12 protein-coding genes are annotated in these 12,597 nt (G+C 67.9%); 3 read left to right on the top strand and 9 right to left on the bottom strand.

The genetic code is table 11. From position 1 onward, the window contains the following. The first annotated feature begins 94 nt into the window (after window positions 1-94). Window positions 95-1,378, top strand: a complete 1,284-nt coding sequence (locus tag B0W88_RS24045; RefSeq protein ID WP_158080932.1) for an MFS transporter — start codon at window positions 95-97, stop codon at window positions 1,376-1,378. On the opposite strand, the gene B0W88_RS24040 is transcribed toward B0W88_RS24045, so the two are convergent. The 6 genes from B0W88_RS24040 to B0W88_RS24015 form a co-directional block, all read right to left on the bottom strand. Continuing rightward, the gene (locus B0W88_RS24040; RefSeq protein ID WP_144006924.1) at window positions 1,370-2,326 is read right to left on the bottom strand and encodes an SHOCT domain-containing protein; all 957 of its coding nucleotides are present in this window, start codon (window positions 2,324-2,326) and stop codon (window positions 1,370-1,372) included. The genes B0W88_RS24045 and B0W88_RS24040 overlap by 9 nt on opposite strands. Window positions 2,327-2,456: 130 nt before the next feature. Beyond that, window positions 2,457-3,680, bottom strand: a complete 1,224-nt coding sequence (locus B0W88_RS24035; RefSeq protein WP_144006923.1) for a carbohydrate porin — start codon at window positions 3,678-3,680, stop codon at window positions 2,457-2,459. 84 nt (window positions 3,681-3,764) lie between these two features. Further along, window positions 3,765-4,844 (bottom strand): ABC transporter ATP-binding protein, encoded by a 1,080-nt coding sequence (locus tag B0W88_RS24030; protein WP_077037148.1) that lies wholly within the window; start codon window positions 4,842-4,844, stop codon window positions 3,765-3,767. Window positions 4,845-4,854: 10 nt separating this feature from the next. Next, entirely contained in the window at window positions 4,855-5,694 is an 840-nt protein-coding gene (locus tag B0W88_RS24025; RefSeq protein WP_077037153.1) for an ABC transporter permease subunit, read from the bottom strand. A gap of 32 nt (window positions 5,695-5,726) precedes the next feature. After that, the gene (locus tag B0W88_RS24020) at window positions 5,727-6,605 is read right to left on the bottom strand and encodes a carbohydrate ABC transporter permease (RefSeq protein ID WP_077037147.1); all 879 of its coding nucleotides are present in this window, start codon (window positions 6,603-6,605) and stop codon (window positions 5,727-5,729) included. A gap of 92 nt (window positions 6,606-6,697) precedes the next feature. After that, window positions 6,698-7,903, bottom strand: a complete 1,206-nt coding sequence (locus B0W88_RS24015; RefSeq protein ID WP_233151827.1) for an ABC transporter substrate-binding protein — start codon at window positions 7,901-7,903, stop codon at window positions 6,698-6,700. Between the two features lie 274 nt (window positions 7,904-8,177). Between B0W88_RS24015 and B0W88_RS24010 the strand changes: the two genes are divergently transcribed. Both B0W88_RS24010 and B0W88_RS24005 read left to right on the top strand, forming a co-directional pair. Continuing rightward, a complete protein-coding gene (locus B0W88_RS24010) occupies window positions 8,178-8,864 on the top strand; it encodes a response regulator transcription factor (RefSeq protein WP_077037145.1) in 687 nt (228 codons plus the stop codon). Between the two features lie 10 nt (window positions 8,865-8,874). Further along, window positions 8,875-10,323 (top strand): sensor histidine kinase, encoded by a 1,449-nt coding sequence (locus B0W88_RS24005; protein WP_233151826.1) that lies wholly within the window; start codon window positions 8,875-8,877, stop codon window positions 10,321-10,323. 138 nt (window positions 10,324-10,461) lie between these two features. On the opposite strand, the gene B0W88_RS24000 is transcribed toward B0W88_RS24005, so the two are convergent. The 3 genes from B0W88_RS24000 to B0W88_RS23990 all read right to left on the bottom strand — a co-directional run. After that, window positions 10,462-10,809, bottom strand: a complete 348-nt coding sequence (locus tag B0W88_RS24000) for a PRC-barrel domain-containing protein (protein WP_077037144.1) — start codon at window positions 10,807-10,809, stop codon at window positions 10,462-10,464. 111 nt (window positions 10,810-10,920) lie between these two features. Next, on the bottom strand, window positions 10,921-11,178 hold the full coding sequence (locus tag B0W88_RS23995; RefSeq protein WP_158080931.1) for a hypothetical protein: 258 nt from the start codon (window positions 11,176-11,178) through the stop codon (window positions 10,921-10,923). A gap of 91 nt (window positions 11,179-11,269) precedes the next feature. Beyond that, a partial coding sequence (locus B0W88_RS23990) for an ATP-binding protein (protein ID WP_144006922.1) occupies window positions 11,270-12,597 on the bottom strand: 1,328 nt, incomplete at its 5' end.

Here is a 12,597-nt window from a genome sequence, read left to right as displayed (position 1 = left end):
GGCATCGAGCACCGTCTCGTCGTCGGCAGCGGCGGCCATTCGCTCGCCCATGGTGGCGCGCTGCTTCCCGACACCCTCACCTGGATGCTCGCCCATGAAAGCCGTTGACATGCCCGTGCAAGACCTGACCCCCGAGGTCAGCCCTCGCTACCGCGCCTATGTCCTGTTCGCACTGGCCGTCGTGGGCTTCATGTGCTCGGTGGACAAGGTCGTGATCACCATGTTCGTCGAGCCGATCAGGAAGGAGTTCGGCCTGACCGACACCCAGCTCGGGCTGATGACCGGCCTGGCCTTCTCGCTGCTGGGCGGCCTGGCCGCGATCCCGCTGGCACGCTGGGCCGACCGCGGCAACCGCAAGTGGATCATCGGCGGCAGCTTCGTCGCCTGGACGGTGATGACCGCCGCCTCGGGCGTTGCGACCAACTTCCTGCAGATGCTGGCCGCGCGCATCGGCGTGGGCATCGGCGAGGCGGGCTGCATCCCGTCCACCCACTCGATGCTGGGCGACTACTACCCGCGCCGGCTGCGGGGCCGCGCCCTGGGCATCCACAGCGCGGTGAGCTACCTGGGCATGCTGGGTGGACTGCTGGGCGGTGGCATCCTGGTGCAGACGATCGGCTGGCGCAGCGGCTTCATCGTGCTGGGCGTGCTGGGCCTGGTGCTGAGCGTGATCTTCCATCTGACGGTGCGCGAGCCCGTCCGCGTGGACAGCGCGCCGCAGGGCGCAGGCGAGCACATGCTCAGTCGCCTGGGCGACCCGCGGGCCTTCCTCTACCTGGTCGGCGCCTTCTCCACGACCGCCCTGGCCGGCGCCGCGACGATGGCCTGGTTGCCGGCCTACTTCGCCCGCGCGTTCACGTCGCTGACGCCGATCCAGGTCGGCGGCGGCCTCGGCCTGTGCCTGGGCCTGGCGACGGCGATCGGCTCGATCACCGGCGGCGCGCTGTCGGTGCGCTACGGCGTGAAGTCGCGCGCCTGGGGCGCCGGTTTCGCGGCGGTGATCCAGGTCGTCGTCATGCCCTTCTACCTGGGCAGCTTCCACGCGGGCAGCCCGCTGCCGGCCTTTGCCCTGCTGTTCTGCGCGCTGTTCATCGCCGGGATGATCCTTGGCCCGGTGTTCGCGACGCTGCAGGACCTGGTGAAGCCCGATGCGCGGGCCACGGCGGTGGCCATCGTCAGCGTGGCGGGCGTGGTGTTCGGCCAGGGCCTGGGGCCGCTGGTGGTGGGCGCGATCAGCGACTTCGTCGCCACCGGCACGGCCGAGGGCCTGCGCTGGGCCATGACCTGGGTGGCCATGGTCAACTGGCTGACCGTGCTGTGGTTCTGGCTGCTGAAGCGCCGCATCCAGGCGCTCCAGCAGCAAGTCACCTCACAGTGACTTGAGGATTTCCCTGCGCTTCTCCTCATATTCCTGATCGGTGATCAGGCCCTTGCCGTGCAGGCGCTTGAGGGTCTCGAGGCGGCGCTCGGCGTCGCCGATGCTGACCGGGGCGGCCGGCGCGGCGGGAGCCACGGGGACCGCGACGACAGGCGCGGCGACGGGCGCGGGAGCGACCACCGGCGCAATGACGGCCGCTGGCGCCAGCGGCGCCGGCATCGCCGCACCGGGCACCGCCGCGCCGATCGGCGCGGGCACGGCCACGGTCTGCGCGGCCTGGCGGGCGCCAGCCACGTTCATCGGGATCGTCAGCCAGTCGGCGCGGCGCGAAGTGGCGCCGGCGCTGGAGAGCTGCGCCCTGCCCGCGCTGTCGCGCATGCCGAAGACGAACTTGGGCTGGACCTGGTTGCCGCGGTAGGCGTCGTAGAAATCCTGGCGCGCGTCGTGGACGATCAGTTGCAGGCCCTGGGCGTCGACGAACAGCCGCGCGGTCAGCGCCAGCGGCGAGCCGACGAAGCCGCCTTCGCGGCGGTCGGCCGAGAGCAGCAGGATGTCGTCGGCCGGCGTGGCCAGCTGCAGTGCCTTGTTGATGATCGGCACCAGCTCGTCGAGCTCGCTGCGGTCGAACAGCGGGAAGCGCGTGCCGTCGCGCGCGGTGACGACCTGCACGGCCGCCAGCTGCTGCCGCAGCGCCTCGGGGTCGACGCGGACCGGATGCTGGTTGGGCGGGCTGCCCGCTTCGCGCGGCACCAGCCGGATCGCGGTGAACTCGTGCAGCTGCCAGGCGCGGTTCTTCGTGTCGGGCTGCTGCTGCGCCTCGGCCTTCGGGTCGTTGCTGCTGCTGCTCTTGCCGAAGATCGAATCGAACCAGCCGGCATGGGCCGGAGCTGCGGCGCCGGCGAGCAAGGCGGCGCTGAGTGCGAGGTGAAGGGAACCGCGGGTAAGCATGTCTTCTCGTCTCCGGATCGCGTCCGCTGCGGAACGCCTGAAATAAAAAAGGGCTGCCTGGGCAGCCCTTGCATTTCAGCACAGCCGGTCACGCTTCGCGTGACGAGCCGTGCGAAATCAGATCACCGGCTTACCACCAGATTTCAGCCTGGAAGCCGTAGCTGGTGCCGCTGGTCTTGCCGTCGCCGATGCCGGTCAGGCCACCCAGGCCGCCGGCGGCGTTGGCAGCGCTGTTCCACTTGGCGGTGGTGATGTAGGCGCGCAGTTCAGGACGGTTCCAGTAGCCCGGGCCGGTCGACAGCGTCGGGGCGATCGTCAGCTTGGTCAGCTTCTGGGTCTCGCCGCCTTGCGGCTTGTTCTGCATGTAGCCAGCTTCGGCCACCATCTTGAAGTTCTTCGTCAGCGCGTACGAGATACGGCCACCGACGGTGCCGCCGGTCTGCTTGGCGGTGCCGTTGACGACGTCCTTGTCCTGGCTCGTGAACAGGGCCAGGGCCTGGCCGCCGAACGGGCCCGACTGCCAGTTGAAGGTTTCAATCAGGCGCCATTGCTTGAAGCCCGAATCGGCGTTGGCACGGCCGACGTTGGCATCCAGGCCGGCGGAGCCCTGGGCGTACTGCAGCCAGACGCGGTTGCTGCCCAGGCCTTGCACGTCCTGGTCGTGCTGCAGGCTGATGCCGACGCCGTTGGTGCCGCCGCTGAAGTTGCCGCGGGTCAGGGTGCCGGTCACGCGCAGCGTGCCGCCCGGGTTGACCGGCAGCGCGGTCAGGTCGAAGTTCAGGCGCTGGGCCGGGGTCGTCGACAGGCCGGTGCCGCCACCGCCCAGGCCGCCGGAACCGTTGTCGGAACCGAAGTAGGCGATGCCCAGCTTGCCGCCGCCGACGGCGATGTTGTCCGCACCGGCACCCACGCCGTCCATCTTCACGAAGAAGGTGTCCAGGATGTGGATGTCCGCACGGCCGTAGAAGCGCTTGCCGATCCAGAAGTTGGTGTCGGGCGAGATGTCGAAGCCCTTGGCCTCCACGTACATCTGCTCGAAGGCGGACGAGGAACCGCCGGCATCGGTGCCGCCGTTGTACTCGTTCACCATGATCTTGCCCTTGAACGTCACACCGTCAACGGTGCCGGTCTGGGCCAGGCCGAATTCGCCGTAGAAATCGCACTCGTTGCCGAGACGGTAGTGGCCGCCGCCGATGCCCAGGGCGCCGCCGAGGTTGTAGCAGGCGCGGGCCGTGCCCTTCTTGGTGGCGCCGGGGCCGGCACGGAAGTAACCGTCATAGTCCAGGGCATGGGCGGAAGTAGCTGCCATGCCAGCGGCCATTGCGATGGCCGACAGAGCCAAAGTCTTCTTCAAGGTCGTCTCCTCTTCGATGGTTAAGGGTGGGGGCTTATCCCCCAGGGGCAAAACTCTTTTTCTGGTTATGGACCGTCGCCGGTCTCATGCCAGCCTCAATTCGGTCTTAGCGTCGAACAGGTGTGCCTTCTGGGCATCCCACTGCAGATAGACCGCATCGCCGACGCTGCGACGCAGAGCACCAGGGGTACGAACGGTGATCTTGCCGACTGGAGTGTCCACGGTTGCGTACGTCTCGGGACCAGTCGGCTCGATGATCGTCAAAGTTCCTGGCAATCCGTTGTCTGCCAGCGACACGTCTTCGGGTCGCAGGCCATAGGTCAGCTCGACATGACCGTTAGGCAATGCATTTCGTTGCATGTCCGTGAGCGGCAGGTCAATCCCTGAAGCGTTTGCCGCGTGTGCCGCTCGGCCGTCGGCAGCGCGTTGCGCATCGATCATGTTCATCGCGGGAGAGCCGATGAACTCGGCGACAAACTTGGTTGCGGGCCGTTCGTAGATGTCTTCCGGCGTGCCCAGCTGCTGCACCTGGCCTTCCTTCATCACGGCGATGCGGTCACCCAGCGTCATGGCCTCCACCTGGTCGTGGGTGACGTAGACGGTGGTGGTCTTGGTGCGCTGGTGGAGCAGTTTTATTTCGGCTCGCATTTCGACGCGAAGTTTCGCGTCGAGGTTGGACAGCGGCTCGTCGAACAGGAAGAGTTTCGGATCCCGTGCGAGGGCCCGGCCCATGGCCACGCGCTGGCGCTGGCCGCCCGAGAGCTGGCCCGGCTTGCGCTCCAGCAGGTGCTCCAGCTGGAGCATCTTGGCCACGCGGGCGACGATCTCCTCGCGCTGGTCCTTGGGCACCTTGCGCATCTCCAGGCCGAAGGCGATGTTGGCCTTCACGTTCATGTTCGGGTAGAGCGCGTAGCTCTGGAACACCATCGCGATGTCGCGGTCCTTGCTGGGGGCGTAGGTGACGTCGCGGTCGGCGATCAGGATCTGGCCCGAGCTGGGCGTGTCCAGGCCGGCGATCATCGACAGCAGCGTGGACTTGCCGCAGCCCGAGGGCCCGACCAGGATCAGGAACTCGCCGGCTTCGACCTCGATGTCGATGCCCTTGAGGATGTGTACCGTGTTGGCGTAGGTCTTCTTGACCTGGCGAATGCTCAATGCGCCCATGACTTGCTCTTTATCCCTTGACGGCGCCGGCGGTCAGGCCACGCACGAAGTATTTGCCGGCGACGACGTAGACGAACAGCGTGGGCAGCGCGGCGATCAGTGCCGCCGCCATGTCCACGTTGTATTCCTTGACGGTGCTGGAGGTGTTGGCCAGGTTGTTCAGGCCCACGGTGATCGGCTTGCTGTCGGCGCCGGAGAAGACCACGCCGAACAGGAAGTCGTTCCACACGTTCGTGAACTGCCAGATCAGCGTCACGACCAGGATCGGCGTGGACAGCGGCAGCACGATGCGGAAGAAGATCTGCCAGAAGGACGCGCCGTCCAGCATCGCCGCCTTGACGAGTTCCTGCGGCAGGCCGACGTAGTAGTTGCGGAAGAACAGCGTCGTCGACGGAATGCCGCAGACGATGTGCACCAGCATCAGGCCCCAGATCGAGCTGGCCAGGCCCATCCAGCCCAGCACCTGGCTCATCGGCAGCAGCACGACCTGCAGCGGCATGAACACGCCGAACAGCAGGAAGGCGAACATGGTCTCGCTGCCGCGGAAGCTCCACTTGGCGAGCACGTAGCCGTTGACCGCGCCGAGCGCCGTGGACACCAGCACCGCCGGCACCACCATCATCAGCGAGTTCAGGAAGAAGGGCTTCAGGCCGTTGCACTCGATGCCGGTGCAGGCCGAGCCCCAGGCCTTGGCCCAGGCCTCGCCGGTGGCGTGCGTGGGCAGCGACAGCAGGCTGCCGGCACGGACCTGGTCCATGTCCTTCAGCGAGGTGCTGAGCATCACGTACATCGGGGTCAGGAAGTACAGCGCGAACAGGCCCAGCGCGGCCCAGAGGAGGAAGCGCTGGATCGTGAACGAGCGAGCTTGGGGACTACTGGCACTCACTTCTTGGCTCGCAGTTCGGAATAGAGATAGGGCACGACGATGGCAGCGACCGTCGCCAGCATCACCGTGGCGCTGGCCGCGCCCAGGCCGATCTGGCCGCGGCTGAAGGCCATCGCGTACATGAAGGTGGCCGGCAGGTCGGTGGCGTAGCCGGGGCCGCCGGCGGTCAGCGCCATCACCAGGTCGAAGCTCTTGATCGCCAGGTGGCTCACCACCATCAAGGTGCTGAAGAACACCGGACGCAGCGTCGGGATGATGATGCGCCAGTAGATGCGCGGCAGCGTCGCGCCGTCCACCTGCGCGGCCTTGATGATCGAGTCGTCGATGCCGCGCAGGCCGGCCAGGAACAGCGCCATCACGAAGCCGGCGCTCTGCCAGATGCCGGCGATGGCGACGCAGTAGATGGCCTTGTCCGGGTTCACCAGCCAGTCGAAGGTGAAGCTCGTGAAGCCCAGTTGCTGCACCAGGTGCTCCAGGCCCAGGCCGGGGTTGAGGATCCACTTCCAGGCCGTGCCGGTGACGATGAAGGAGATCGCCATCGGGTACAGGTAGACGGTGCGCAGCACGCCTTCGGCGCGCACCTTCTGGTCCAGCAGGATGGCCAGCAGCAGGCCCACCGCCATCGAGCCGGCGATGAACAGGCCGCCGAAGATGGCCATATTGGTCATCGCCACATGGAAACGGTCGTTGTCCAGCAGCGAGGCGTAGTGATCGAGGCCGGCGAACTCGTAGTTCGGCAGCAGGCGGGATTCGGAAACGGACAGGTAGCCGTTCCAGGCGATCAACCCGTAGATGAACAGGAACGCCAGCAGGAAGCTCGGGGCGATCACGAGCTTCGGCAGCCAGGGCGTCTTCAGGGTCGAGGGTGCAGACATTGCAGGCAAGACTTCTTGTTGCGGCTGTACGCCGCATGCCGGCGCGGCATGCGGCGTACAGGCAGGTCGGGCCGGGCGGCCCGAGGAGCCGATTACTTCGACTTTGCGGCGGAGGCCAGCTTGGCCATCGCATCCTTGGCGGTCATGGAATCGGTGTTCCAGAACTGGCTCACCACGTCCTGCATCGCACCCTGGATCGCCGAGGGAACGGCCATGCCGTGGGCGATCGACGGGACCAGCGAGCCGCTCTTGGCATCGGCCTGGAAGTCCTTGGCCGACTGCTTGGCGCAGTCGTCGAACTTGCTCAGGTCCATGCCCAGGCGAACCGGGATCGAGCCCTTGTTCAGGTTGAACAGTTCCTGGAAGTCCACGGACATGATGGCCGAGGCCAGGTCCTTCTGGGCCTGCGCCTTGTCGGCGCCCTTGACCTTGAACATCGCGAACGAATCGATGTTGAAGGTGTAGGCGGCGGCGGTGCCCGGGGCGGCGAAGCACTGGAAGTCCTTGCCCGGGGCCTTGCCGGCGGCCAGGAACTCGCCCTTGGCCCAGTCACCCATGAACTGGAAGCCGGCTTCGCCACGGATCACCATCGAGGTCGCCAGGTTCCAGTCGCGGCCGGCGGCGTTCTTGTCGGTGTAGCCCTTGATCTTCTTGTAGGTCGTCAGGACCTCTTCCATCTTGGCGCTGTTCAGCGTGGGCTGGTCCAGCTTGATCAGGGCCTTCTTGTAGAACTCGGTGCCACCGACGCCCAGGGCCACGGCCTCGAAGGTGGTGAAGTCCTGCCAGGACTGGCCGCCGTGGGCGACCGGGATCACGCCGGCCTTCTTCAGCGCGTCGGCGGCGGCGAAGAACTCGGGCCAGGTGGCAGGCATCTTGCTGACGCCAGCCTTCTTCAGCACTTCGCTGTTGGCCCACACCCAGTTGACGCGGTGCACGTTGACCGGAGCGGCCACGTAGTTGCCCTTGTACTTCATGACGTCCGCCACCACGCCCGGCAGCAGCTTGTCCCAGCCTTCGGTCTTGGCCACGTCGTCGATATTGGCCAGCACGCCTTCACGCGCCCATTCCTGGATGGACGGGCCCTTGATCTGGGCGGCCGCCGGGGCGTTGCCGCTGACGACGCGCGACTTCAGCACGGTCATGGCGGAATCGCCGCCACCGCCGGCCACGGCGAAGTCCTTCCAGGTGTCGCCCTTGGCCTGCAGCTTTTCCTTCAGCGCGGCAGCAGCCTTGGCCTCGCCGCCGCTGGTCCACCAGTGCAGCACTTCGACCTCGCCGCCAGCGTGGGCAGCGGACATAGCCAGGGCAGCCGCGGCTGCAATGAGGGTGGTTGCGCCGGCGCGCATGAAACGAGATGACATCTTGTCTCCAGAGTCGGCACCGTTCTGGGGCGGCGCCTGGGTTATGAGAAAGTCCGACCCAGCCTGACCCGAGACAGCAGACCGGCTGGATGAATGGACTATTAATTAACCTTAAAAGCCTAAACACTAGGTTAAACACTAACTGACTTTTCGCCCGGAATAGCGCTTAACGCCGCTCAAAAACTGAACCAGTTGTTAAGCTTTGGACCCAATGAATATCCTGCTCGCCGAAGACGACGCCATCCTGGCCGACGGCCTTTCCGCCCAGCTCCGTGGCGCCGGCTTCGAGGTCGAACACGCCCCGAACGGCCCCGTGGCGGAGTACCTGCTGATCAAGCAGCCCTACGACCTGGCGATCCTGGACATCGGCCTGCCGATGATGGATGGGCTGACCGTGCTGCAGCATGTGCGCTCGGTCCGGCCGGGCCTGCCGGTGGTGGTGCTGACCGCGCTGGACAGCCTGGACAGCCGCGTCGCCGGCCTCAACGCGGGCGCCGACGACTACATCACCAAGCCCTTCGATTTCCCCGAACTGGAGGCCCGGATCCGCGCCTTGTTAAGGCGGACGCAGCCCCCCACGGCTGCACCGGAACTGGACATCGGCCGCCTCAAGATGGAGCGCGGGATGTTGCGCGCAAGCGTCGCCGGCGAGGCGATCGACCTCTCCCCGCGCGAATGGACGCTGCTGGACCTGCTGGTGACCCACCGCAACAAGGTCGTCACCAAGGACCAGATCGGCCAGGCCTGGAGCAGCGACGGCAGCGAGCAGGGTGTGGGCAACTCGACCGAGGTCTACATCCACCGCCTGCGCCGCAAGCTGGAGAACTCCGGCGTGATGATCCGCACCGTGCGCGGCCTGGGTTACCTGCTCGAAGCCGACGGCACCATGTCAAGTTGAGCAGGCGTCGATGAAGCGTTTCCTCGGCTTCCTCGGCGAGATGCATCCACATGGCCTCTCGCTGCGCCGCCTGCTGCTGGTCTACCTGCTGCTGCCGCAACTGGTGCTGTGGCTGGCCGGCGGCATCGCCACCTACAAGCTCGCCTCGGGCTACGCCAACCTGGCCATCGACGCCAGCCTGGCCCAGGCCTCGCGGGCGCTCGCGCGGCAGCTCAAGCCGATCGGCGACGGCCTCCTGATCGATTTCCCCCGCGCTGCCCAGGACATCCTCGAGGCCGACCCCACCGACCGCCTGCTCTACACGGTCAGCACGCCGCCGGGCCAGTTCATCCTCGGCAACGAGAACCTGTCCACCTCCAAGCCGATCGCCACGCCGCGGCTCAACGACCCCTACTACTACGACGTGGTGCTGCCGCCCGGCAACAACAACCGCTCGGGGCTGGAGCATGTGCGCGTGTCGGCGCTCTACCTGGCCTATGGCGAGAGCAAGGCCGGCAAGCAGACGATGCTGGTGCAGGTGGCCCGCAACAGCGCCAACCGCGAGGCGATGACGCGGCGCATCCTGTTCGACACGCTGCTGCCGCTGTCGGTGCTGATCCTGCTGATGTCAATGATCGTCTCGGCCGGCATCCGCGCCGGCCTGGCGCCGCTGAACCGGCTGCGCCACGAGGTGGAGGAACGGGCGCCGGGCGACCTGACCCCGCTGAAGCTGGACTCGGCGCCGGAGGAGTTGCAGTCGCTGGCCCGCTCGCTGAACGAGCTGCTGGCCTCGGTGCAGCGCAACGTGATCGCGCAGAAGCGCTTCATCGGCGACGCCGCCCACCAGCTGCGCACGCCGCTGGCGGGCCTGAAGAGCCAGACCGAACTGGCGCTGCAGAACAGCAGCGACCCCGAGCAGCGCCAGCGCCTGGAGCGCGTGCACCTGAGCGCCACCCGCAGCGCCCACCTGGTGACCCAGTTGCTGACGCTGGCCCGCGCCGACCCCGAGTCGGCGATGGTGCAGGACCGCAGCACCTTCGACCTGCAGCGCTTCGCCAACGACGTGGTCGCCGAATGGGTGCCCCGCGCGCTGAAGTGCGGCGTGGACCTCGGCATGAACGAGCGCTACAAGGCCGCCGTACCGGTCAAGGCCAATGCGCTGCTGCTGCGCGAGGCGCTGGCCAATCTGCTGGACAACGCCATCCACTACGCCGGCCGCCACGCCGAGGTGACCGTGCTCGTGCGAGCCGACGGCCTGCATGCGCGGCTGGAGGTGGAAGACACCGGCCCCGGCATCCGCGCCGAGGACCGCGAGCGCGCGATGGAGCGCTTCGTTCGCATCACCGACGCCGGCAACGGCTGCGGCCTGGGCCTGCCCATCGTCAAGGAGATCGTCGAGCGCCACGCGGGCTCGGTGGCACTCGAACAGGTTCAGCCGCGCGGCCTCAGGGTGATCGTGCGCCTGCCCCTTGCGGCTTGAATTCGGGCCGAGCGCCGGGCCGCCCCAAGCCGGCCCATGTGCAAGCGCCTGCGGCTCGATGCCGCAGGCGCTTGCGTCCCCTCGGGGGACCGACCAGCCCCGCGCGCGTTCAGCGCCGCGGGGCTGGGCGAGGGGCTCTCACAACACGCCGTAGTAGTCGTTGACCTTGCGGCCATAGTCGTCGCTGTAGGCGGGGTACTCGCCCTGCGGATAGTGCGGCGCGTTGTCCAGCTGGGCCTTGGCGATCGGCACGACATAGCCGTCGAGATTCGTGTCGTAGGTCAGCATGGACCAGGGCAGCGGGTAGCGGTCGGTGCCCATGCCGAGGAAGCCGCCGAACTCCAGCGCCGCATAGCGGACATGGCCGGAGCGCTTGTCGATCATCACGTCCTCGATGGAGCCGAGCTTGTCGCCGTTCGGGTTGTAGACGTTCGTGCCCTCGACCTTCTTGGACGAGATGCAGAGATTGGAAGAAGTACCGCTCATGGGATTCACCTTTGCTCAATGTGGGCGGGGACCAGCCCCGGAAGCTCCACTTTGGGCGAACCAGCCCAGCCGGGCCATCGGCAGCGAGCCCGCGGCCGGGTAGGTCTGGGCCTACGAAGGCTGGCCGAAGCGGCCGGCCGTCAGGTCGGCAAAGGCGTTGAACAGCCAGGGGCTGCCGGGCACGGTGGCATAGAGCTGGCGGTGGCCGGTCGAGCGGCGCCGCACGGTCAGCAGCCGGTCGGGCAGGCCGATGCCGCGCAGGCCCTCGGGCGCCCCTTCGGTGATCTCGAAATCGCTCGGCTCGAAGCCGGCCAGGCGCACGGTCTGCGCCAGCGTGGCACTGAGGCCCTGGTGTTGCGCGTTCGCCATCATCTTGTGTTCTCCCTGACTACATCTTCCCGGTCATGCACCGCTGATTCTGGTCGTCAGCGATGACCGGCCGATGACACCCGGGCCAGGCTCAGATCGGCTCGCCGGCCGCCTGCCGCAGCGCGGCGGCCCGGCCGTCGTGCAGCACCGCGCGCAGCTCGGCCAGCAGCGCCTCCGGCGAGGTCGGCTTGGGCAGCACGCGGAAGCCCCCCTCCGCCGCCTCGCCGAGCTGCTCCGCATAGCCGGTGGTCAGCACCACCGGCAGCGTCGGCCAGCGCCGGCGCAGCTCGAAGGCCAGGCCGATGCCGTTGATCGCGCCGGGCATGGCAATGTCGCTGAGCACCACCTCCGGCAGGCGCACCAGGTCGGTCAGCAGGGCCAGCGCGGCGTCGCCGCTGGCGGCGCGCATCACCTCCAGGCCGGCGCTGCGCAGCATCAGCTCGGAGCTGATCGCCAGGTCCTCGTTGTCCTCCACCAGCAGCACCGTGCCGTGCAGGCGCTGCGCCTCGGCGCCGGGCGGCGCCGGCACCTCGGCCGGGCGCAGCACCTCGCCGTCGGCGGCCGGCAGCAGCATGCGCACGCAGGTGCCCTCGCCCAGCCGGCTCTCGATCTGCAGCTGCCCCCAGGCCTGGGCGCAGAAGCCCTGCACCTGGCTCAGGCCCAGGCCGGAGCCGCTGCCCCGGTCGCGCGTCGTGAAGAACGGTTCGGTGACCCGCGCCAGCAGCTCCGGCGCGATGCCCACGCCCTGGTCGCGCACCGAGATCGCCACCGCCCGCCGGCCGCCGGGCAGCTCGGCATTGCCGGCATGCACCTCCAGCGCCCCGCCCTGCGGCATCGCATGGCCGGCGTTGACGACCAGGTTGATCAGCGCCAGCTCCAGCTCGCCCAGGTCCACCCGGATCGGCGCCGTGTCCGCATCCACGCGCAGCGCCCAGCTGAGGTTGGGCTGCAGCGTGGCCTTGATCAGGCCCTCGGTGGCGCTCAGCCAGTGCTGCAGCCGCACCGTCTCGGGCCGCAGCGCCTGCTTGCGAGAGAAGGACAGCAGCTGCCGCGTGAGCCGCACGCCCGACTGCACCGCCCGCGTCATCGCCTGCACCTGGCGCTCCTCGGCCAGCGCCGGGTGGCGGCGCTTGATGACGTGCAGGCTCGCGTTGACGATGGCCAGCAGGTTGTTGAAGTCGTGCGCCACGCCGCCGGTCACCAGGGCCAGGGTCTCCAGCTTCTGCGTCTCCATCATGGCGGTCTCGACCTGCGCGCGCAGGCGCAGTTGCTCCTGCAGCCGCGCCTGCATCGCCTGCTCGCGGCGGGTGCGCTTGAGCGCCACCCAGCTGACGAAGACCAGCAGCGCCGTCGTCGGCACCAGGATGGCCGCCAGCAGCGACACGAAACGGATCCATCCGGCCAGCATCGCCGTACGGC

It is taken from the genome of Pelomonas sp. KK5 (assembly GCF_001984095.1).
Taxonomy (GTDB): Bacteria; Pseudomonadota; Gammaproteobacteria; order Burkholderiales; family Burkholderiaceae_C; genus KK5.
Note: the sequence above shows the minus strand (reverse complement) of the source record. Positions and strands in the feature narration are given on the sequence as shown.